This window comes from uncultured Maribacter sp., assembly GCF_963977385.1.
GTDB lineage: Bacteria > Bacteroidota > Bacteroidia > Flavobacteriales > Flavobacteriaceae > Maribacter.
Map to the genome: position 1 here is coordinate 64,328 of NZ_CAXBOU010000018.1, position 22,420 is coordinate 86,747.

Annotated in this window: 19 protein-coding genes; 5 read left to right on the forward strand and 14 right to left on the reverse strand. The window is 35.7% G+C overall.

The window, feature by feature from the left end:
* Positions 1-57 precede the first annotated feature (57 nt).
* The 7 genes from AAC084_RS17095 to mfd form a co-directional block, all read right to left on the reverse strand.
* The gene (locus AAC084_RS17095; protein WP_339841449.1) at positions 58-396 is read right to left on the reverse strand and encodes a hypothetical protein; all 339 of its coding nucleotides are present in this window, start codon (positions 394-396) and stop codon (positions 58-60) included.
* 4 nt (positions 397-400) lie between these two features.
* Positions 401-730 carry a hypothetical protein gene (locus tag AAC084_RS17100; RefSeq protein WP_339841450.1) on the reverse strand — a complete coding sequence of 110 codons (330 nt, stop codon included), beginning with the start codon at positions 728-730 and terminating at the stop codon, positions 401-403.
* Positions 731-838: 108 nt separating this feature from the next.
* On the reverse strand, positions 839-2,107 hold the full coding sequence (locus AAC084_RS17105) for a serine hydrolase domain-containing protein (RefSeq protein WP_339841452.1): 1,269 nt from the start codon (positions 2,105-2,107) through the stop codon (positions 839-841).
* 63 nt (positions 2,108-2,170) lie between these two features.
* Complete coding sequence (gene yiaK, locus AAC084_RS17110) at positions 2,171-3,184, reverse strand: 3-dehydro-L-gulonate 2-dehydrogenase (protein WP_339841453.1); 1,014 nt, start codon at positions 3,182-3,184, stop codon at positions 2,171-2,173.
* A 136-nt stretch (positions 3,185-3,320) separates the two neighbouring features.
* Entirely contained in the window at positions 3,321-4,598 is a 1,278-nt protein-coding gene (locus AAC084_RS17115; protein WP_339841454.1) for an APC family permease, read from the reverse strand.
* Between the two features lie 6 nt (positions 4,599-4,604).
* Complete coding sequence (locus AAC084_RS17120; protein WP_339841455.1) at positions 4,605-4,937, reverse strand: TerB family tellurite resistance protein; 333 nt, start codon at positions 4,935-4,937, stop codon at positions 4,605-4,607.
* Between the two features lies 1 nt (position 4,938).
* Positions 4,939-8,307 carry a transcription-repair coupling factor gene (gene mfd, locus AAC084_RS17125; RefSeq protein ID WP_339841456.1) on the reverse strand — a complete coding sequence of 1,123 codons (3,369 nt, stop codon included), beginning with the start codon at positions 8,305-8,307 and terminating at the stop codon, positions 4,939-4,941.
* A gap of 195 nt (positions 8,308-8,502) precedes the next feature.
* Between mfd and AAC084_RS17130 the strand changes: the two genes are divergently transcribed.
* Complete coding sequence (locus AAC084_RS17130; RefSeq protein WP_339841457.1) at positions 8,503-9,852, forward strand: NAD(P)/FAD-dependent oxidoreductase; 1,350 nt, start codon at positions 8,503-8,505, stop codon at positions 9,850-9,852.
* Here AAC084_RS17130 and AAC084_RS17135 read toward each other — a convergent pair.
* From AAC084_RS17135 to AAC084_RS17155, 5 genes are read right to left on the reverse strand one after another with little or no spacing between them, the layout of a single operon-like run.
* A complete protein-coding gene (locus tag AAC084_RS17135; RefSeq protein WP_339841458.1) occupies positions 9,849-10,652 on the reverse strand; it encodes a tryptophan-rich sensory protein in 804 nt (267 codons plus the stop codon). The genes AAC084_RS17130 and AAC084_RS17135 overlap by 4 nt on opposite strands.
* Positions 10,653-10,711: 59 nt before the next feature.
* A complete protein-coding gene (gene pdeM, locus AAC084_RS17140; protein WP_339841459.1) occupies positions 10,712-11,383 on the reverse strand; it encodes a ligase-associated DNA damage response endonuclease PdeM in 672 nt (223 codons plus the stop codon).
* Positions 11,384-11,396: 13 nt separating this feature from the next.
* The gene (locus AAC084_RS17145) at positions 11,397-13,865 is read right to left on the reverse strand and encodes a ligase-associated DNA damage response DEXH box helicase (RefSeq protein ID WP_339841460.1); all 2,469 of its coding nucleotides are present in this window, start codon (positions 13,863-13,865) and stop codon (positions 11,397-11,399) included.
* The gene (locus tag AAC084_RS17150) at positions 13,865-15,505 is read right to left on the reverse strand and encodes an ATP-dependent DNA ligase (protein ID WP_339841461.1); all 1,641 of its coding nucleotides are present in this window, start codon (positions 15,503-15,505) and stop codon (positions 13,865-13,867) included. Before AAC084_RS17150 ends, AAC084_RS17145 begins: the two co-directional genes overlap by 1 nt.
* A complete protein-coding gene (locus AAC084_RS17155; RefSeq protein ID WP_339841462.1) occupies positions 15,502-16,533 on the reverse strand; it encodes a ligase-associated DNA damage response exonuclease in 1,032 nt (343 codons plus the stop codon). Before AAC084_RS17155 ends, AAC084_RS17150 begins: the two co-directional genes overlap by 4 nt.
* A gap of 102 nt (positions 16,534-16,635) precedes the next feature.
* On the opposite strand from AAC084_RS17155, the gene AAC084_RS17160 reads away from it, so the two are divergent.
* Positions 16,636-17,058, forward strand: a complete 423-nt coding sequence (locus tag AAC084_RS17160) for a TerB family tellurite resistance protein (protein ID WP_339841463.1) — start codon at positions 16,636-16,638, stop codon at positions 17,056-17,058.
* Between the two features lie 65 nt (positions 17,059-17,123).
* On the opposite strand, the gene fbp is transcribed toward AAC084_RS17160, so the two are convergent.
* Positions 17,124-18,134 (reverse strand): class 1 fructose-bisphosphatase, encoded by a 1,011-nt coding sequence (gene fbp / locus AAC084_RS17165; RefSeq protein WP_339841464.1) that lies wholly within the window; start codon positions 18,132-18,134, stop codon positions 17,124-17,126.
* A gap of 108 nt (positions 18,135-18,242) precedes the next feature.
* On the opposite strand from fbp, the gene AAC084_RS17170 reads away from it, so the two are divergent.
* The 3 genes from AAC084_RS17170 to AAC084_RS17180 all read left to right on the forward strand — a co-directional run bounded on the left by AAC084_RS17170 (position 18,243) and on the right by AAC084_RS17180 (position 21,912).
* Complete coding sequence (locus tag AAC084_RS17170; protein WP_339841465.1) at positions 18,243-18,725, forward strand: GNAT family N-acetyltransferase; 483 nt, start codon at positions 18,243-18,245, stop codon at positions 18,723-18,725.
* A gap of 40 nt (positions 18,726-18,765) precedes the next feature.
* Positions 18,766-20,013, forward strand: a complete 1,248-nt coding sequence (locus AAC084_RS17175) for an aspartate kinase (RefSeq protein WP_339841466.1) — start codon at positions 18,766-18,768, stop codon at positions 20,011-20,013.
* Between the two features lie 81 nt (positions 20,014-20,094).
* A complete protein-coding gene (locus tag AAC084_RS17180) occupies positions 20,095-21,912 on the forward strand; it encodes a lysophospholipid acyltransferase family protein (protein WP_339841467.1) in 1,818 nt (605 codons plus the stop codon).
* Between the two features lies 1 nt (position 21,913).
* Here AAC084_RS17180 and AAC084_RS17185 read toward each other — a convergent pair whose 3' ends face one another.
* Positions 21,914-22,414 carry an N-acetyltransferase family protein gene (locus tag AAC084_RS17185; RefSeq protein ID WP_339841468.1) on the reverse strand — a complete coding sequence of 167 codons (501 nt, stop codon included), beginning with the start codon at positions 22,412-22,414 and terminating at the stop codon, positions 21,914-21,916.
* Positions 22,415-22,420: the final 6 nt, after the last annotated feature.

Genomic DNA, 22,420 nt, shown 5'->3' on the forward strand with positions numbered 1-22,420 from the left:
ACTTTGAGTTGAATGTGGAAGTCAATAGCTGAAAAAGCTAAGTTATAGGTATGGTACTTATACTTTATTAGATAACTCTTTGCCTATTTCCATATGGCCTAAAGCTTCGGTTATTTTAATAATTTCTTTATCATGAACAAAACCATCAGATTTAGCAACTTCATCTAAAAGTTGGGCCAAGGTTTTCTTTTTGTTCAAAGACATAAGACTTAATGTTTTAAACGCTTTATCCTTATTTAAATTTCTCGCCTGACCTATAAAAAAGCTATCAAAATTAAAACGTTCCATTAATTGCGTAAGCAAATTCATTTCGGCAGGATCTACTTTGCTATCGGCTAATATAACGTAGTCTATCATTTTAACTACAGCTAATTTTTCCTCTCTTGTAAATTCCATACTATTATTCGGATTCTTCCCCTAAACCAATGTTAATATATGTGTTAATAATCAATGCCATTTCTTTCTTGTGAATAGAGCCATCAGACATGGCCACTTCATCTAAAATATCTACCAGGGCTTTCTTTTGATCATGAGGTATATTGTAAAGGGTCACTAGGGCATTGTCATAGTCTAACTCCTTAGTCCTTTCTATGAATGCGTCATCAAAATCAATGCGTTTTTTTAGCTTATTTAATAATTCTAACTCTCCGGGGTGCACTTTACCGTCTGCCTTTATCACCTCGTAAATCATCTTTACAAAGGCTGCTTTTACAAACTCTTCAAACTCCATGTATTCTGTTTAAGGTTAGAAAGATAAGCAAATCGGAAGGAATTTGAATTATACTTAGCAATGAGTTTTACAAGTTTGTCAAAAGTTATCTAACGAATGAAACTTGTATTATTTTTTAAATGGATATGGTCCATATACTGCATCTCTAAACTGTTTGTGAAGACCAATTTGATCATACGGAAATAGTTGTACAAAGAGTACGGCAGTTAGTTTATTAACCGGGTCTACCCAAAAAAGGGTAGATGCAGCGCCATCCCAATAAAACTCACCTACCATGCCATTGTTTTCTTCAGGAGTTTTAGGTGGTGATACGCGAACCGCAAAGTCGATTCCGAAGCCAACCTGACCTTTAGTTGGTAGCCAAGAACGTTCTGTAACGCTATCTGCCAATTGGTTGGTTGCCATTAATTTTACAGTCTCCGGGTTTAGAATTTGTACTGAATCTAAACTTCCATCATTAACAAGCATTTGAGCAAAACGCATATAATTATCTAAAGTTGAGGTAAGGCCTGATCCACCACGGGTAAGGGGCCAATGTTCAGTATAATTACTGTATGTTATAGAATCCTGTACCAATTTACCTTCACTTTCTCTAATGTATAATTTAGCAAATCGGTCTCTGTCTTCTTCTGGAATAAAATATCGAGTTTCAATCATTTTAAGTGGGTCTAAAACATGGGCACCAACATATTCACTGTAAGGAACACCAGAAATTCGTTCTACTAATAATGCTTGAACATCTACGCTTGGTCCATATTCCCACTGTGTACCAGGCTGAAACCATAACGGGACCTCTCCCATTTTCTCTCCCATTTGGGCTAAGGTATTTTCGCGATTCATGGCATCCGCTTCTATCATAAGCTTACTGAGGCCAGGAATGTCAGCTCTGTTAGGAAAACCAGCAGTATGTCTTGTAATGTCTCTTATGCTAATGTCTCTTTTCAGTGGTGCGGTCAACACATTTCCTTTAGAATCCACACCTGTATAAACAGTCATATTAGAAAACTCAGGTAGGTATTTTGAGATAGGATCGTCAAGTTTAAACAGACCTTCTTCGTAAAGGGTCATTAAGGCAGTACCTGTGATTGGTTTGGTCATGGAATAGATCTGAACAATGGTATTTCTATCCATTAATTTATTTGCATTTATATCTGCGTAGCCAAAAGCGTTATAGTACACTTCTTCACCTTGTTCGAAAATAAGTGCCGAAACACCAGCAATATTTTTAGCTTCAACAAAGTTTTTGAGTACAGAATCTATTCTTGCCTTAGCTGATGCCGTAACTACTAAGGGTTCTTTAATCACTTTCTTTTGTGGAGATTCTTTACAGGAAGAAGCGATTAGTAGTACTGCAAATAGATAAAATAAATTTTTCATGAGTGGTTGATTGAAAGTGTAGTTATTAAAAATACTGAAAATTAAAAGAAGTAAATCTTCAATTTAACTTGCGAGCATGATTATTTGCTTCCATATTTTAGGATTTACGGGGATGCCATATTTTAGGTTTTTCGTTCTTATTGCCAATGTTCGTTCACCAGGGTAAAAAGTCTTATTTCCCTCGTTCATCGGTGAAACGTCATGGGTGTATTGAATTATTTCGTTCAATAATTTTTCTTGTAATTGGCTATCTGAAAAAACATTCGGGTCAATACACAAGAATACTTGTGAAATAGCAGTTTCATGTCCTTTTTGTCCAATTTTATAAGTGGAGTTTCCAGCTGATAACAATGTTGCTAGCATATCCAATATCATGGATAGTGCAGAACCTTTCCAATAACCTGCTGGTAATGCACGACCGGAATCGATAATAGATTTAGGGTCTTTACTTAGTTGATTGTCTGAATCCCAACCACCATGAAAAGGTAGTTGTTCACCTTTTAAATGAAGGTTTTCCATTTTGCCAAATGAAAATTGAGAGAGTGCCATATCTAAAACCACATGACCACCTTTTCGTGGAATGGAAATTACCAAAGGATTATTTCCAATTCTATTTTCTTTTCCTCCCCAAGCCGGCATGTTGGGTATAGTATTGGTAAACATAATAGAAATACACCCTTGTTCAGCCGCTTGCCATCCGTAGGTGCCACCACGCATCCAATGATTCGTATTTCGTAATGCAACTAAACCCATTCCGTGAGTTTTGGCGAGATTTATAGCCTTATCAGTGCAAGTGATAGCGTTTAATATACCTGAGCCAAGGTTTCCGTCCCATCTTTCAATGCTACCCATAGAAGCCACTTGTGTTGGTGAAGAATTTATTTTTACGAGACCTTTATTTACATAGTCAATAAATGCAGGCACTCTGTTGATACCATGCGAGTTAATGCCGTCTAAGGTACTTTCAGTATGTATTTTGGCTAATATTTTGGCTTGATTACTAGAAAAAAATTGTTTTAGGAAAAGGGTATTCAGTACCTTTTTCATTTCACTAGCTAAAATTTTTATATCGCTCAAAGCCAAATTTTTATAAAATTAATTTCTTTGTTAATATACAAAAGTGGATGGCCTTAAATTAATGTAAAGTAAATTTTAAACATTCGATAGTGGATATTGAAGTGCGCGAAGATTTTTAATCAGGTGCATTCCCTATCTAATTTGTGCGACTTCTTTTGTAAACAAACTCTATAAAAAAGCAAGAGATTATGATGGATACGGAAACGACAACTCCAGTTCTGTTAGAAGAATATTGTTGAACAATGAGTATTATTGAGGCAATAAGACAAAGTGCAAAACCAATTAAAGTGATGATCTTCTTAGCGTTTATTTCTGTGGATAATTTAAAGGCGCTAAAATTTACCAAAGCGAATATTAGAAGAAAACCAACACTTCCCGAAGTTGAAATACTCTCTAAGTCTAATGTGTTCACCAACAATAATGTAAGCACTGCTGTTATGAATAAACCGATGGGCTGATTCCATAACTGGCTTGTTAATTCATGTGGTAGTTCATCATCTTCGGCAATTTCAAAACTAACCCTACTGCCGCCATAAAGTGAGGCGTTAATAGCAGAAAATGTAGAAATTAAGGCAGCTATAGTCATTATGGTAAAGCCTACTTTGCCTAGCATGGGTTTAGCTGCTTCTGCCAAAACATAGTCTTGGGCATCTGCAATTTTTTCAAAAGGTAATGAACCTATGGTGACCGCAGATATCACTATATACAGAATAATAACAAAGATTACAGACCAATAATATGCTCTTGGAATATTCTTTTTTGGGTCTTTAATATCAGCAGCAGAATTGGCAATAAGTTCAAAGCCTTCATAGGCGACAAAAATAACCATACCCCCAGTGAAAAGGTTCAATGGACTTTCCCAATTATTAAAGGCGAACTGCTCTAAATTAGGATTTCCTATAAGTCCGTAAATGCCTATTCCTATAAAACCAATAAGAATAATAAGTTTAATCATTACAGCATATGACTCAATCTTGCTTACCACGTTTATACTGTAATAATTAATACCCGTGGCAATTAATATGATTCCACTCGCATAGAGATGAGAATCCATGGTAGTGTTACCAGTAAAGGAGTAGAGATTTGGGGCGTAAGAGCCAAAAGCAGAGGCATAGAGGCCAAGCATTATAATATAGCTGATCCAAAGCAGATTGTTAAGACCTCCACTAAAAACATTTTTACCTAACCCTTGATTAATAAATTTAACAGTACCTCCACGATCAGGATATACTAAAGAAAGTTTCACATAGCTATATGAAGTAATTAGTGCTAAAATACCTGCAATTAAAAAAGCAACTGGTGTGGCACCTTGGGCTAGTGATACTGCCAGACCTAAAACTGCAAAAATGCCACCGCCGACCATACCGCCGATACCGATTGACATTGCTTCTTTAAGCCCTATTTTATCATTCATTTTTCATTAATCTTTTTCAATTTTCTCTATGCCGATAGCTGAAAAGATATGACTCATCACTTCATTTTCTTTTTCGTGTACGAAACCATCAGACATGGCAACATTTTCTAAAATTAGCGCTAGGTTATTTTTTTTGTCTTGAGACATGCCATTTAGAATTTGTACACTCTGCTCTATGTCAATAGTACGAGCTTGAACCAAGAAATTACTATCAAAATCTATAACATCCATCAACTTGGTTAATGCATTAATTTCACCTTTATGTACTTCGCCATCAGCTACAATTACAGAATCGATTACATTAACCATGGCTAATTTTTCAGATATATCAAATTTCATTTTAAACAATTTGTTTTTCTTTAATTTCGAATGGCTTTAATGCCAAATATGCCCTATCTACGGTTCTTATATTTTCAAAAACTAATAACAATCGTAATCCGTTTCGGGTCTGTTTCTCTTTTATTTTACATTGCTGCGCATGTGATTGTACATATTGTAATACCCGCGTAAAGGTAGTGGTCTGATAAAAGGCAGACTGTTGGTCACTAATGAAATACCCAATCATTTTACCTTGTTTCATCACTATTTTCTCCAAGCCAATGCTATTTGCAATCCACTTTATACGAACAGAATTTAATAAATCTGCAGCTTGATCTGGTAATTCTCCAAAACGGTCTACCAGTTGTGCTTCAAATTTTTGAAGTGCATCTTCATTCTTAACTTGATTAAGATCAGTGTATAAGGTAAGCCTTTCAGTTATATTGTTAATATAATCATCTGGGAAGAGCAATTCAAAATCTGAATCGATTTGTGTTTCCTTGACAAAAATCTTTTCATGAGGCCCTTCTACTTCGTCATATAAGTCTTTAAACTCATTTTCCTTAAGTTCATCAATAGCTTCCGCTAGTATTTTCTGATACGTTTCAAAACCTATTTCATTGATGAAACCGCTTTGTTCGCCACCTAATAAATCTCCGGCACCCCGTATTTCCAAATCTTTCATAGCAATATTAAAGCCACTACCTAATTCGGTAAATTGCTCTAGTGCTTCTATTCTTTTGCGGGCATCGTTTGTCATAACCTCGTAAGGTGGAGTTATAAAATAACAAAAGGCCTTTTTATTCCCTCGACCTACACGGCCACGCATTTGATGTAAATCGCTCAAACCAAAATTATTGGCATTGTTGATGAAAATAGTATTTGCATTGGTTACATCTAAACCACTTTCAACAATGGTAGTAGAAACTAGTACATCGAATTCACTGTTCATGAAACCTAGCATAAGGGCTTCTAATTTTTTTCCTTCCATTTGGCCATGTCCTACAGCTACTTTTGCATCAGGTACAAGGCGTTGAATCATACCCGCGACTTCCTTAATATTCTCAATTCGATTATGGATAAAGAAAATTTGACCTCCTCGTTCAATTTCATAACTAATGGCATCTCGAATTATTTCTTCATTGAACCGTACAACTTGACTTTCTATAGGATACCTATTGGGTGGCGCAGTGTTAATCGTAGAAAGGTCACGAGCCGCCATAAGACTAAATTGAAGTGTACGTGGTATAGGTGTTGCTGTCAATGTAAGTACATCGACGTTCTCTTTAATGGCTTTTAATTTATCTTTTACAGCCACGCCAAACTTTTGTTCCTCATCTACAATTAATAGACCAAGATCCTTGAACTGTACTTTCTTATTCACCAACTGGTGCGTACCAATTATAATATCAACCTTGCCAGCTGCCAGTCGTTCTATAGTGTCTTTTTTTTCTTTTGCCGTACGAAACCTGTTCAGGTAATCAACTGTCACCGGCATATCTTTTAAACGTTCTGTAAAAGTACGATGATGCTGAAACGCCAAAATGGTAGTCGGCACTAAAACCGCTACCTGTTTACCGTTATCCACAGCTTTAAATGCTGCACGTATAGCAACTTCAGTTTTACCAAACCCTACATCTCCACATATTAAACGATCCATAGGGCGTTCACTTTCCATATCTCTTTTTACATCTTCGGTAGCGGTACTTTGGTCGGGAGTATCTTCGTAAATAAAAGAAGCTTCCAACTCGTTTTGTAAGTAACTATCAGGATTATATTGAAAGCCCTTTTCAAGCCTTCGTTTTGCATATACCTTTATAAGATTGAATGCAATTTTTTTGACTCTGCTCTTTGTTTTATCCTTTATTTTTTTCCAAGCACCAGAGCCTAATTTGTATATTTTTGGTGGTGCACCGTCCTTACCGTTAAATTTTGAAATTTTATGTAATGAATGTATGCTGACGTATAAAATATCACGCTCGCCGTACATCAGCTTTATCGCTTCTTGCTTCTTGCCTTCTACATCTATTTTTTGAAGTCCGCCGAACTTGCCTATACCGTGGTCAATGTGAGTCACATAATCACCAATTTCAAGTTTGGTTAGTTCCTTTAAGGTAATAGCTTGTTTTTTGGCGTAACCATTTTTTACATGAAACTTATGGTAGCGTTCAAAAATTTGATGGTCGGTATAACATACTAGTTTTTGGTCGTCATCTACAAAACCTTGAAATAATGGAAAAACAATTATCTGATAGTGAACCTGCTCATTAACTTCTTCAAAAATATCATGAAAACGTTTAGCCTGTTGTTCGCTAGCACAAAAGATATAGTTTGTAAACCCTTGTTCGCGATAGTTGTTAAGATTTTCGATAAGCAAATCGAACTTCTTGTTAAAGGATGGTTGAGGTTTTGAATGGAATTCAACTACTTCTGCAGCTTCTCGCAGTGTACCTTGAGTTAGTAAGGTGAAATCAGATAGCTGCTTTTTGAATTCTGAGCCACCCATAAACAATTCTTCTGGCTCGGCATGCTTAATATCTTTAGAAAGTTTAGTGAAGGCCTCTTTTGCCTTATTATAGAAATCATCTAAACGATCATTGAGAAGGTCTGTGTTTTTTGCGAAAACCAATGTTTTCGCTGCTACGTAGGTTAAAAAGCTTTGTCTTTTTTCAGTTAAAAACTTATTGGCCATATTTGGCACAATAGTTATAGACTTTACTTTTTCTTTTGATAACTGTGTTTCAACATCGAAAGTTCGAATACTATCTATCTCATCGCCAAAAAATTCAATCCGATATGGTTCATCGTGCGAAAAAGAATAAACGTCGACAATACCACCACGAACCGAGAATTCACCAGGTTCGGTAACAAAATCTACTCGTTTAAATTTATATTCAAACAAGATTTCATTTAAAAAATCTAAGGAGAGCGTATCTCCTAATTTCATTTTCAAGGTATTTTTGTCCAGTTCCTTGCGTGTAACCACTTTTTCAAAAAGCGCATCGGGATAGGTGACGATAACCGCAGGTTTTTTCCTTGAATTTATTCTGTTCAGTACCTCGGCACGTAATAGTACATTGGCATTATCGGTTTCTTCAATTTGATAGGGTCTTCTATAACTGCCTGGGTAGAAGAGAACATCATCTTCTCCAATAAGGCGCTCCAGATCATTTAAGTAATAGGCAGCTTCCTCTTTATCATTAAATATAGCTAAAAAAGGACGGTCACTATTCTTAAAAACATTTGCTAATACAAACGATAAAGAAGAGCCTACGAGCCCTTTTAATTGAATGTTTTTAATTCCGGAATTTTCAGAATTGGCAATAGTATTTAGCAGTTTCCCTATCTGAGGAGACTGGCTGTACTGTTGTTGGATAGAAGAATGACTCAACAATTTTAAATTTGTGCAAATATAAGAATACCTAAGAAACGGATACGACTCATTTTTATCGAATATGCGTCACATAGTACTCCAAAAAAGTTGCAATTTAGAGTGTCGCTAAAAATTTGTCGCTACCGTCAAATAATAACTAAGAAATGATACACTCATCAAATCGGGTGATAGGGTCGTTAAAAATATATGAATATGGAAGAAAAGAAATTTGATGTTTTTGTTATAGGTAGTGGTATTGCTGGGCAAACTGTTGCTAAAGCATGTATTGAAGCAGGTAAAAAGGTTGCAATTGCTGACAATCGTGAGTTTGGTGGTACTTGTTCTAATAGAGGTTGTGACCCAAAAAAAATACTCCTTAGTGCTATAGAAGCTTTTGAGGCTACTCAAAACCTGACAGGTAAGGGCATCAGTAAACCTGCTAAAATAGACTGGAAGCAGCTGCAGAAATTTAAGAAGGGTTTTACTAGTACTATTCCCGCATCAACTGAGAAAAAATTAAAAGAAATAGGTGTCAAATTATTTCATCAATCACCTAAATTTTTAGACGAACAAACATTATTGGTTGAGGGTAAAAAAGTAATCGCTAGCCACATAGTAATTGCCACAGGCCAGGTGCCAAGAACTTTATCGATACCTGGCGCAAAGCATTTTGAAATCAGTGATGATTTTTTAAATTTAAAAAAATTGTCTAAACGAATTGTGTTTGTCGGAGCAGGATATATAGGGATGGAGTTTGCACATATGGCAGCAAGGGCAGGCGCAGAGGTAACGGTAATGGATTCAGGAAAAAGGCCTTTACATTCTTTTGATGCTGATTTGGTCAAAGAACTTAAAAAATATTCTGAATCATTGGGGATAAAATTCATATTCGGTGCTAAGCCTACCGCCTTGAAAAAGAAGAGAAAACGCTTTAAGTTATCGTATGAAGTTAAAGGTGATGAGAAAATTTTAGAAACTTATGCGGTGTTCAATACCACTGGTAGGGTGCCTGCATTAGAAAGTCTTGATTTAGAAAAAGGGAATGTAAATTTCAGCGACATAGGTGTGGAAACCAACAACTTTTTACAAAGTACCAGTAACTCAATAGTGTATGCCTGTGGAGATGTATCGGATAAAAATTTACCTCTAACCCCATTGTCAGGTAGACAAGGTTATGTAGTCGCTGAAAATATATTAAATGGAAATAGTAAAAATTTAGAGGTGCCTGTAATCCCTTCAGTGGTGTTTACCTTGCCTAATTTGGCTTCAGTAGGTTATTCTGAAGAAGAAGCAATTAGTAGGTACAAAAATACAAAGGTTAATTTTCAAGTTGCGACTGGGTGGTTTAATGCCAAGCGAATTAATGCTCCCTTATATGCTTATAAAATTATTATGAACAAAAGAACAGGTGAGATAGTCGGTGCGCATCTATTAGGGCCAGATGCAGGCGAAACCATCAATATTTTTGCCATGGCTATAAACAATAATATGACAGATAAAGATATTAAATCTACCATTTTCTCATACCCTTCATGGATAAATGATATAAAAAGTATGGTCTAAGGTTTTTGTTTTAGGCGCTCTTGTAATTTTTGAGCCGGACTCGTTTTTCTATTTTTAAATGCGTGTGCCGATATGGCAATGAAAAGAATAATGCATCCAATTAATGCTGTATATGCAATAGAATTATTTGAACCTTCATGTCTACTATAAATAGCAAATAAAGCCCAAATACCTACTAACGCGAATTCACGCATATTTCTTTTCCAAACCATCAACAGGTTTAAAACAATAGCCACCACAATCATATTAATTGTCCAAGCCTGTTCAGACAGTAAGCCTCCATTCCAATTAAGTTTACTTAAGTATGCTGAAATATTTGCAATCGTAGCCACAGAAATCCAACCACTATAAAAACAGATAGGCCACCAAACGAATGCTATTGTAGAAATGGGAGCATCCCAACGTTCCATATTAGTGTTTAGAATAATCTTAATAAGTGAAATTAAGATACCGAACATAATAAGTACCGAAAGCCCTGTATAGTTATAAACAAAAGCGAATACCCAACAGCAATTTAAAATATTAGCTAAGATGAACCAATAACCTGTCTGCTCAATAAATAGATTTTTCTTATTGGTAAAAAATGCTCTATACACTTGAAAGATACCATACCCTAATAATGCTAAAAATATGACTCCCCAAATGGCAAAGGCGTAACTAGCTGGGGTAAAAAGATTAACATACCTTGAGCTGATTTCACCAATAGTAGTGTCGTTGAAAGTAAACACCTGAGAAATATAATTTACGGCGATTACCAAAATAACAGAAGCTAAGTTGAGTATGGATAGTTTCTTATTCATAATCTGTAAAATTATTATGGTTACTTTATAAAGTTATGCTCTTTAGCACTTTAAATGAACTATTTTCGATAATAACGTTTCTTTTTTACTTCTTTAATGGGCACAGGTAATACTGCATCACCCAAAAGAGCAAAAACTTCACATCCTTCACATGGTTCTAATGTATGTGAACCTGTAAATTCTCCGAAAGCCGGTAGAATCATTTGGGCGTCAGTTTTATAAAAGCAAGGTAGTTTTACCGATTGCCTACCTAAACCGCTTAATTTAATTGCGGGATGTATATGTCCTGAAAAATTGAAAAATCCATTACGTTCTTCAGGGTGGTGGGTCAATAAAAAAGTGTCTAAAACCAACTCTGAAGTCACTTTTATATTTATATCCTCATATTTCAAAGGAGAGATAATATCATGATTTCCACTTACCAAAATAATTTTTGAGGTTATTGAGTGTACCCATTTCTCAAAAAGTAGCCATTCACTGTTAATTGAAGAATGAAATAAATCGCCCATAAAAGTGATTGTTCTTGGCTTAAAACAATCAACTACGGTACTTAAGGTGTCAAAGTTTTGCTGAACAGCATTTAGGGGTACAGCTGCGCCATATTTTCTAAAGTGCGACACTTTCCCTAGGTGAACATCACTAATTAAAAGCATCGATTTTTCTACCCAAAAAAGAGCTCCTGAAAAATGCATTTGAAAAGATTGGTCATGAAGATGAATGGGGTGGGTCATAAAACAAAATTACCTATTTCTTCATCAAAAGAGCTGCCATTTTTTTAATACGGTCTGCTAATTTTTCGCTCGATAATTTTTCGCGACTCATACGATCAGTAATTAAGGGAAATGAAAATGGAGTAGCTTTTTCACATTCTTTCCATATTATTTCTTGGGTCGCAATGCGTTCTAATGATAATCGTAATCGACCTTCTTCTAATTGATGCTCGAAGGTTTCGGTAAAGGCTTGTTGAAAAAGTAGATTGTCAGGTTCATAATCTCGAAATACATCGAACAGTAATTGAGAACTGCTTTGTAAATGTTTCATTTTAATGCCCTTCTTTGGATATCCTGTAAAGACCATTCCGCTAATAATGGCGACATCTCTAAATTTGCGTCGTGCCATTTCAGTTGAATTAAGGCTTTTCTGTAAATCCTCCAACATGTAATCCGTAGTAAATAAATCATTATCTAACACTTGTTGTATATCTATAGGTTGGTCAGAAAGTAGCTCAAAACCATAATCATTAAAGGCCAATGAGAATGTTATTGGCGAAAGCAGACTTATGCGATACCCTAAAAGGCTACCCATTGCCTCATGAACAAATCGACCTTCAAAAGGATAGAATAGATGATGATAGCCATCTCGTGTTTTAAAAGTTTCAATTAAAAATTCAGAAGGTTTCGGCACAATACTTTCTCTTCGCTGACGAGCAAAAAGTGGCGCTAAGGCACGTATCTCAACGGACTGATTTTCTAATGGTTCGCTAGAACTGTACAATTCGTTTCTTAGTAATTCTGACATTTGAGCAGAAAGTGTCAGCCGGCTACCCATCCAACTTGAAATTTTATTGGTTTTTTTAGTAGAGTTTTTAACCTGCACGGTCATTTCCTTAATTCTTATAAACTCTAGATTTCTACCAGCAAAGGTAAAAACATCCCCTCTGTTTAATTTGGAGATAAAGAACTCTTCAATAGAACCTATGTATCCTCCTTTTTGGTATTTAACGGCTAAATTTACATCGCCGACAATAGTACCGATTTGGAATCGATGTCGCATTGCAACCCCACGATTATTGACTTTAAATTTGCCATCATCTTCGATTTCAACTTTTTTATATTCATCATAAGACTGTAAACTCTGGCTTCCCATTACCAAAAAGTTCAATAGCCATTGCCATTGGTCTTTAGACAAGGCTTGATAACAAAAGGTCTGTTTAATTTCCTGATAAATTTCATTAGGGTAAAACCCATCAGAAATCGCCAATGTGGTCAAATATTGTAATAATACATCATAGCTGTTGAGGTAGGGTAGGCGGTCTTCAACAGTATTTTGCTTTACTGCTTTTTGTAATGCAGAAGCTTCAATTAGTTCAATGGCGTGTGTAGGTAAAAAGTATATGACACTTTCCTTTCCTGGTCTATGGCCACTTCGCCCGGCACGTTGCAGAAAACGAGCAACACCTTTGGGCCCGCCAATCTGAATAACGGTTTCTACCGGAGCAAAATCAACACCTAAATCTAAGCTTGAGGTGCAAACCACCGCTTTTAAACTTTCATTACGAATAGCATTCTCTACCCAAACTCTAGTCTCTTTATTAATGCTACCGTGATGCATAGCCATTTCTCCGGCGTATTCTGGATGTTTCTCCAAAATTTTCTGAAACCAGATTTCACACTGGCTACGTGTGTTAGTAAAGAGTAAAGTGGTTTTACTGTTATTAATGATAGGAATAACTTCTTCTAATAAATGCAGACCTAGATGACCACGCCATGGAAAAGTTTTCATTTTTTTCGGAATAATACTTCTTACCGTAATTTTCTTATTAATGTTCGCTTTAATCAATACCGAATTTTCAAGTGCTTTTGATTCTGGACCTAATAGTACATCTCGTGCTTGTTCTAAATTACCAATGGTTGCAGATATGCCCCAAATGCGTAATTCGTTTGAAATGGCTTTTATTCGAGATAATGCCAACTCCATTTGTACTCCGCGTTTAGTACCGAGAATTTCATGCCATTCATCAACGACAATAGCGGAACAATCCTTAAAGGTTTTATCATAACCTTTGGTGGCTAATAACAATTGTAAACTTTCTGGTGTGGTAATCAAAAGGTCGGGCATTTGTTTTTTCTGTTGCGCTCGTTCTTTTGTTGAGGTATCGCCAGAACGAATACCAACCGTCATTTGAGTGCCTAAATCTGAAGTTACACGTTCTGCAGACTGTTTTATTTCTTGAGATAAAGCCCTTAACGGAGTAATCCAAATAGCTTTTAACCCCTTTTTGTGTTTGGTCTTGTAATCTGGATTGTTTTTAATGTAATTTAAAACAATAGGAAACCAAAGAGCATAGGTTTTACCACTGCCGGTTGGTGCGTTTAAAAGTCCATTTTTACCCTGTAAAAAAGCTTTCCAAGTGTCTTTTTGGAATTTAAATGGTTTCCATTCTTGATCTTGAAACCAATTTTCTGCGATATTGAAAAGCTCTTCTCTGTTCATTATGGAATCAATGCCTTTAAATCATCGAGAGAATTAGCTTCTTGAATATTCTTGTCTTTACGCCACCGAAGCATTCTAGGGAATCGTGTAGCTATACCACTTTTATGACGTTTCGATAAAGCGATACCTTCAAAAGCAATTTCAAAAACATGGTGTGGCGTAACACTACGCACAGGTCCGAAACGCTCTAAAGTGTTTTTCTTTATCCAAGCATCTAACTTTCTAAATTCAGCATCGGTTAAACCAGAATAGGCTTTTGCAAAAGTGACCAATTCTTTTTCGCCATTATCATCTTCTCTCCATAGAGCGAAAGTATAATCAGTAAAAAGATTACTTCGTCTACCATGACCTCGCATGGCATAGGTGAGCACTGCATCAATAGTTAATGGGTCTACCTTCCATTTCCACCAATCTCCTTTTTTACGGCCTACCAAATACGGAGAGTCTTTTCGTTTTAGCATTAAACCTTCGCTATGTTTTTCACGTGAACGTTCTCGTTCCTCGGCAATCTCTTGCCAATTAGAAAATTGCATGGTTTCCGAAAGGTGAAGAGGGATATCACTAAACGGAGCCGAATTCATAACTGTATTTTCCAGTACATTTGAAGTGACAGTATGAATCATTTTTTCGAGTAAATGTCTGCGTTCAATAAATGCTAGCTTACGAATATCGTTCCCTTCCAATTCTAAAAGGTCATATGCTTTTAAGATTACCGGGACTTTCTTCAGCAATGAGGTTGAAACAGTTTTTCTGCCTATTCTAGTCTGTAAGTCATTAAAAGTGCCAATACTACCTTTTGGAAATGGTAATATTTCACCATCGATTACTGTTCCATTAGGAATCACACCTATAAATTTTTCGAATTCTGGATATTTATCTGTTACTAATTCTTCGCCACGGCTCCATACAAACAATTCATCATTTCTTAGAATAACTTGAGAGCGTATACCATCCCATTTGTGTTCTGCAGACCAATCTGAAACACTTCCTAAATCTTGAGGTTCGCCCTCTATGGCGTAGGCTAAATAGAATGGATAGGGCTTTGAGAGATAATCACTTTCATTTTCTTCAAGCACCAGTTGTTGAAAGGAGATGGTATTGGGATCCCAGTTTCCCATAAGCTTATAGGCTAAAATATCTTCATCAATTTCTGTAGCTTTAGCTAAAGCCCTTGTCATTAGTTTTTGACTGACGCCAATTCTAAAACCACCGGTTATTAGTTTTGTAAAAACAAAGCGCTCATAGTAATTGAGTACTTTCCAGTTTTTATATAGATAAGCCTTTTTGTCTTCATCAGATTTTTTCTTTAAAGAAATCATTTCCTGTAGAAATACTGTTAAGCTTTTCTCTGATGATTGTTGTGCTGTAGGTATTACCAGCGCAATTGTTTCTGCCAAATCACCAACGATATGATAACTTTCTTCAAAAAGCCAAAGAGGGATATTAGCAAGGTCAGATGCCCATTCTCTCAATAAGGTGGTGTTAACAGGCCTAGGTGGTCTACGATGCGAAAGAATAGCAATCGTCCACACTTTATCAGTATCACTTGCATTTAGAAAATAATCAGTCAATGCTTGTACCTTAATTGTGGTTTTATTGGTGCTATCTAGCGCTTTTATGAGGAGGGCAAATTTTCTCATGCTATTGCTGTAGACTTTGAAGCTAATTCAGCTTCTGTTTCTTCTTCTTCTTCTCCATATTGGGTTGCTTCTGTACGTGCATCGTACCCTTCTTCTCTTAAATAGCGAGAAAATATATCGGTATAGCCATGGGTACATATCACTTTTTCTGCACCAGTTTCTTTGATGCTTGCAAGTAATCCTGTCCAATCACAGTGATCACTAAGCACAAAACCCTTATCTATCGCTCGTCGTCGTCGGGCACCTCTAAAGGTCATCCATCCACTGGCAGATGCAGTAACATAAGGCACCATTTTTCTAATCCAAGTGCTACCATGTGCACTTGGTGGTGCCAAGACTATATTTCCTAATAGCTGTTCTTTTTTTGTGTCTTTGGTGATGAGTGTCGTTTTAGGAAAATCTACTAAAGGCCGCAAAACTTCAGTCATATTTTCAATGGCACCATGCGTATAAATTTCTCCAATATCCGTATTTAGATATTTAAGTAAACGTTGCGCTTTTCCTAAGCTATAGCCAAATAGTATTGAAGTCTTGCCTTCAGCTTTATTTTCTGCCCACCAATTATTTATATTCTCAAATACTTCTACTTGTGGTGTCCATTTAAAAGCAGGTAACCCAAATGTACATTCTGTAATAAGCGTATCGCATTTAATGGGTTCATAAGGAGTTGATATACCATCATTTTCGGTTTTATAATCTCCAGTAAATACCCAAACTTCACCCTTATGTTCCACTCTAATTTGTGAAGAGCCAATAATATGCCCGGCAGGGTGAAGACTAAACTTTACATTGTTAATGACAAAGGTTTCTCCCCATTCTTTGCCAATAACATTAATTTCTCCTAATCGATGAGAAATAATGGGAACATTTCTGTGATGGGTAATGTATTTTTTATGCCCATGTCGACTGTGATCGGCATGACCGTGCGATATAATGGCTTTATCAACAGGTTTCCAAGGGTCAAGATAAACCTTAGCCTTTTCGCAATAGATACCATTGTTTGTGAATTGTAAAAGGGGTGATTTCATAGCTACGGAAAGTTACAATATTTTGTAAAGAACAAAATTGTACTAGATGTAAACTATGACCTCTAAAAAATTTATATTTGCTCAATAATTAAAAACTAGAATATGTCTTTTGCAGATTTATATACAAGTGGTGAACATAGTAGAAATTTAGCCCATTTTGCCGCTTTAGCAACTTTAGCGTCAATTGATGGTGAAATTAGTGCTGAAGAAAAAGTTTTATTAGATCGGTTCGCGAGTAAATTAGATATAACGAAGGCTGAGTACGAGGAGGTCTTTAAAAAGGAAAATAAATATCCGATTGATTCAACTCCTGATTCTGAGAAAAGATTGGAGCGTTTATATGATCTTTTTAGAATCATTTATTCTGATCATGAAATTGATGATCAAGAAAGAATATTGATAAAAAAATATGCGATAGGCTTAGGCTTTACAGGAGAAAAAGCTGATAAAATTATTGAACGTTCGGTTGCCATTTTTGGAGGCAGAATAGATTTTGAGGATTATCTATACTTGGTTAAACAATAAAAGGAATAAAAGGAATAAAAGGAAAAAGGAATAAAATGAAAAAGGGAGCATTTTGCTCCCTTTTTTTATTGATACTTATTTAAAAATTCTTGAAGCTTATCTACCATATTACGGCTTCCGCAGAAAAACGGAACGCGCTGGTGTAATTCTGTTGGTTCAATGTCCATAATTCGTGTTTTGCCACCAATTGCAAGTCCATTAGCTTGTTCTGCTATAAAAGCCATTGGGTTGCATTCATAAAGCAATCTAAGTTTACCACTCTGGGTTACGCTGCTTTTTGGGTACATATAAATACCACCTTTAATCATATTTCTGTGAAAATCTGAAACTAACGAACCAATATATCTAGAGGTATAAGGTCTGTCGCCTTCTTCCATCTGACAGTATTTGATATAATCTTTTACCCCTTGATGAAAATGAACATAATTACCTTCATTTACAGAATAGATAGTACCATCATCTGGAAATTTCATGTTAGGGTGTGATAGGTAAAAAGTACCAAGGGCAGGGTTCAAAGTAAAACCATTTACTCCGTCACCAGTCGTATATACCAACATTGTTGAGGTGCCATAAACAACATAGCCGGCAGCAACTTGTTTATTGCCGGGTTGTAAAAAATCTTCTATAGTAACGGGAGTTCCTACTGGTGTTATTCTTCTATAAATAGAGAATATAGTACCTACTGAAACATTAACATCAATGTTTGAAGAACCATCTAATGGATCAATAAGTACAATGTATTTATTCTGATTGTTCTCATCGTTACTATTGATGCTGATAAAGCTATCTTCTTCTTCAGATGCAATACCACAAACAATTTCCCTATTTTTTAAGGTTTGAATAAATTTTTCATTTGCAAATAAATCTAGTTTTTGCTGATCTTCGCCTTGTATATTGGTTTCGCCAACACCACCCAAAATGTCTATTAAGCCAGCTTTGCTTACTTCGTGATTAACAACTTTCGCTGCTAATCTAATGGCATTTATAAGTTTTGATAGCTCTCCTGAAGAATATTTAAATGAATCTTGATTGTCAATAATAAACTCCCCAAGGGTTTGATTTTTTTTAGGTGACATGTTTTAGTTTATAGTTATATACAAATATCCGATATTTTGTTAAACGGTCAATTTTGGTTTTAATTTCATTTTTTATATTTATAACTTTGTGTTTTATTTGTAACAATTATGAAATACACAATCAGAACCGCCCAGAAAGAAGACATGAAACAAGTACTTCAATTAATTCATGAATTAGCCACTTTTGAGAAAGAAGAAAATGCCGTTGAAGTGAGTGTGCAAAATCTTGAAGAAGATGGGTTTGGTAAACATAAGTTGTTTCATTGCTTTGTTGCTGAAAAGGAAGATAAAGTTGTAGGAATGGCCTTGGTTTATCCAAGATATTCTACATGGAAAGGAACGGTTATTCATTTAGAAGACCTGATTGTTACCAAGGAAATGCGTGGTACTGGTTTAGGTACAGCACTTTTAGATGAAGTTGTAAAATACGGTAATGATTTAGGCGTGAAAAGAATTAGTTGGGAAGTTATTGATTGGAACGACCCCGCAATCGGCTTTTACGAAAGCAAAGGCGCTAATGTAATGCGTGATTGGGATGTTGTACAATTAGACGAAGTAGGTATAAAAAATTATTTAAACGCGATAGCGTAATCATATATTTATTGATTTACGATTTTAGATAAAAAAGATTATGAGGGTTTTTAAATTTGGAGGCGCATCGGTAAAAGATGCAGATGCGGTCAAAAATGTTGTTAAGGTTTTAAAAGAAGTAGGGTATGAAAATACGTTATTGGTAATTTCTGCAATGGGGAAGACTACCAATGCTATGGAAGCTATTATTAATGCATATTTTAATGACAAACGAGAAATAGCATCTAAAGTGGCCGAAATGGTAGATTACCATCTTGGTATTGTTTCTGAATTATTTCCTAACGCCCAACACTCTATTTATAAGGATATTAAAATTCTTGTTGATGAAATAAATGGCTTTCTAGTTTGGAACAAATCGCCTAATTATAACTTTGTATATGATCAAGTAGTAGGGTACGGTGAATTGATTTCAACTACAATTATTAGCGCATATTTCAAAGAAATCGGTATTCAAAATAATTGGTTAGATGTACGAAATTTCATTAAAACAGATAGTAATTATAGAGATACAACTGTAAATTGGGAACGAACTCAAGAAAATGTTGCCAAAATCGATCAAAAGGTTTTGAATATTACACAGGGTTTTTTAGGTAGTGATGATAATAATTTTAGCACAACATTGGGTCGAGAAGGGTCAGATTATACGGCGGCGATTTTAGCATATTGTTTAAATGCAGATTCTGTAACCATTTGGAAAGATGTACCAGGTGTATTAAATGCAGATCCAAGGTATTTTAAAGAAACGCAACTACTCAACAATATATCATACAGAGAAGCAATTGAATTGGCTTTTTATGGCGCATCTGTAATTCACCCAAAGACATTACAGCCATTACAGAGAAAAGAAATTCCGTTGCATGTTAAATCGTTTATCAACCCTACGAACAAAGGAACAACAGTCGGTAAAGGTGTTGGTATCGAGCCTAAGGTTCCCTGTTTTATTGTAAAAAAGAATCAGGTTTTAATGAAATTGTCTTCGCTCGATTTTTCATTTATCGTAGAAGATAGTATTAGCGAACTTTTTAAGTTATTCCATCAACATAAAATTAAGGTAGACCTTATTCAAAATTCTGCCATTAGTTTTTCGGTTTGTATAGATAATAAGTTTGGTGGTTTAGAGGCAATGCTTGAGCAGTTAAAAAGCAAGTTTAAGGTTGCTTATCACGAAAATGTATCTTTATATACTATTCGTCATTTTGATACAAAATCATTAGAATCTTTACAGAATGGTTATGAGTTACTTTTAGAACAAAGAGGAACAGAGACTGTGCAACTTGTTGTAAAGTAATCTCCTTTTTATTTCAGGCTATTTAATAACGAAGCTACTACTGCTATTTTCCTATATTTACAGTCTAATTGAGGATGATATATGGGTTTAGTTACCGCCAAAGAAATTGCAAAGGCCATCAATCTCTCTAAATATGGAGTATTTGGTACTTTTGTTGGCTGGGTTTTATTAAAGTTAACCCGATTATCTAGTATCAACCGCTATTATGATTCTATTGCGCATTTAGAGGGAGAGGCTTATGCTGATGCTATTTTAAAGCATTATGAAATCGATTACGAAATACCCGAAGAAGATTATAGAAGACTACCAAAAGAAGGTCCGTATATAACCATTAGCAACCATCCTTTAGGTGCTATTGATGGTATTTTACTTTTTAAGTTAATGGTAAAGCAACGGCCTGATTATAAGATAATGGCTAATTTTTTGCTACAGCGTATGGAGCCGATTAAGCCGTACATTATTCCCGTAAATCCATTTTCAGAACATAAGGACGTTAAGAGTAGTATAGCAGGTTTTAAGAATACGCTGCAACATTTACAAAACGGTCATGTATTGGGAGTTTTCCCTGCCGGTGAGGTTTCTACTCAGAAAGAAGGTAAAATGATGGTAGATAAACCATGGGAAGAAGCTGCTATAAAATTGATTAGAAAAGCAGATGTACCAGTAGTTCCTATATACTTTCATGCAAAGAATAGTTCGTTGTTTTATCGTATCGCCAAATTGGGTGATTCTTTACGAACAGCGATGATACCTTCACAGGTTTCTACCCAAAGAAATAGACCTATTAAAGTAAGAATTGGACAACCAATTTCAGTCGCTACCCAAAAAGAACAAGAAAGTTTAGAAGAGTATACCGCTTTGCTACGTCGCAAGACCTACATTTTGTCTAATGCATATGAAAAAGAGCGTTTAATAGATCAAATACCAACTTCTTTAAAACTACCAAAGCAACCTAAGAAAATTGCTACAGCAGTTCGAAAAGAGGTAATGGAGGGTGAAATCGAAAAGCTTAGGGAAAAAGATTGTCGTTTGTTGCAAAGCAAGAACTACGAAGTGTTTTTGGCGAAGGAAAAGGACATGCCTTTTATATTAAAGGAAATCGGGAGACAACGAGAGGTGACTTTTAGAGCTATTGGAGAAGGTACCAATAAGGCCATTGATTTAGATAGTTTCGATTCGTATTACCACCATTTATTTTTATGGGATAACGAGGCAAAATGTATTGTTGGAGCCTACAGAATGGGTATGGGTTCTGAGATATTTCCGCAACATGGTATTGACGGGTTTTATGTTCAAGACCTGTTCAGGGTAGAGCCAGAGTTATATGATATGATGGAGCATTCCATTGAAATGGGTCGTGCTTATATTACTAAAGAGTATCAACAAAAACCAATGCCTCTCTTTTTGCTTTGGAAAGGTATTGTACATACAACATTAAGATTTCCAGAACATAAGTACTTGATAGGCGGAGTAAGCATTAGTAACCAGTTTTCAAATTTCTCAAAATCATTGATGATTGAGTTTATGAAATCAAATTACTGGGATCCTTATGTGGCACAATATATTAGGCCTAAAAAGGAGTTTAAGGTGAAGCTTAATGATGCAGATAAAGAATTTGTTTTTGATGAAACACAGGCCGATTTAAATAAATTCGACCGACTTATAGATGAGGTTGAACCTGGGAATTTGAGATTGCCAGTGTTGATCAAAAAATACATCAAACAGAATGCAAGGGTCGTTGCTTTTAATGTAGATCCACTATTTAACAATTCTGTTGATGGCTTAATGTACATCAAGATTGCAGATTTACCAGAAAGTACTGTAAAGCCGGTTATGGAAGAATTTCAGGCTGAATTGGAACGTAGACTGCTTGAAGCCCAGAACCCAGAGAAGGAATAGTTTAATCTACGCCTACGATGGTACTTCTGCGTTCAAAAAGTATATTGTCGATCCATTGGCCATCTAGCTTACCTACGCGTTCTCGTTTTCCTATGAACCGAAAACCTGCAGCCTCATGTACCTTAATACTGCCGTGGTTGCTTGGGAAAACTCCAGATTGTAATGTCCATATGCCTTCTTGCTCACTGGCGATAATTAAATACTTCAATAATAATTTTCCAATTCCTCTGCCTCTACTAATTTTTGAAATATAAACACTGACTTCGGCGACACCACCATAAACACATCTACTTGAAACAGGCGATAGTGCTACCCATCCTAAAATGGTACCATTGAGTTCTGCAACAAATCGACAGGTTTTTATGTGTGTTCTGTCCCAAGATTCAAAAGAGGGAACATTGGTTTCAAAGGTTGCAACTCCCGTCTCAATACCTTCTTTATAAATGTTAGCAACAGACTCCCAGTCTGTTGCTAACATTGGTCTTATTGTTATATCACTCATTTCTGA

Coding starts and splice junctions, on each gene's coding strand:
- AAC084_RS17095 (WP_339841449.1), bottom strand. CDS start 396: ATGGAATTTACAAGAGAGGAAAAATTAGCTGTAGTTAAAATGATAGAC.
- AAC084_RS17100 (WP_339841450.1), bottom strand. CDS start 730: ATGGAGTTTGAAGAGTTTGTAAAAGCAGCCTTTGTAAAGATGATTTAC.
- AAC084_RS17105 (WP_339841452.1), bottom strand. CDS start 2,107: ATGAAAAATTTATTTTATCTATTTGCAGTACTACTAATCGCTTCTTCC.
- AAC084_RS17115 (WP_339841454.1), bottom strand. CDS start 4,598: ATGAATGATAAAATAGGGCTTAAAGAAGCAATGTCAATCGGTATCGGC.
- AAC084_RS17120 (WP_339841455.1), bottom strand. CDS start 4,937: ATGAAATTTGATATATCTGAAAAATTAGCCATGGTTAATGTAATCGAT.
- AAC084_RS17130 (WP_339841457.1), top strand. CDS start 8,503: ATGGAAGAAAAGAAATTTGATGTTTTTGTTATAGGTAGTGGTATTGCT.
- AAC084_RS17135 (WP_339841458.1), bottom strand. CDS start 10,652: ATGAATAAGAAACTATCCATACTCAACTTAGCTTCTGTTATTTTGGTA.
- pdeM (WP_339841459.1), bottom strand. CDS start 11,383: ATGACCCACCCCATTCATCTTCATGACCAATCTTTTCAAATGCATTTT.
- AAC084_RS17145 (WP_339841460.1), bottom strand. CDS start 13,865: ATGAACAGAGAAGAGCTTTTCAATATCGCAGAAAATTGGTTTCAAGAT.
- AAC084_RS17150 (WP_339841461.1), bottom strand. CDS start 15,505: ATGAGAAAATTTGCCCTCCTCATAAAAGCGCTAGATAGCACCAATAAA.
- AAC084_RS17155 (WP_339841462.1), bottom strand. CDS start 16,533: ATGAAATCACCCCTTTTACAATTCACAAACAATGGTATCTATTGCGAA.
- AAC084_RS17160 (WP_339841463.1), top strand. CDS start 16,636: ATGTCTTTTGCAGATTTATATACAAGTGGTGAACATAGTAGAAATTTA.
- fbp (WP_339841464.1), bottom strand. CDS start 18,134: ATGTCACCTAAAAAAAATCAAACCCTTGGGGAGTTTATTATTGACAAT.
- AAC084_RS17170 (WP_339841465.1), top strand. CDS start 18,243: ATGAAATACACAATCAGAACCGCCCAGAAAGAAGACATGAAACAAGTA.
- AAC084_RS17175 (WP_339841466.1), top strand. CDS start 18,766: ATGAGGGTTTTTAAATTTGGAGGCGCATCGGTAAAAGATGCAGATGCG.
- AAC084_RS17180 (WP_339841467.1), top strand. CDS start 20,095: ATGGGTTTAGTTACCGCCAAAGAAATTGCAAAGGCCATCAATCTCTCT.
- AAC084_RS17185 (WP_339841468.1), bottom strand. CDS start 22,414: ATGAGTGATATAACAATAAGACCAATGTTAGCAACAGACTGGGAGTCT.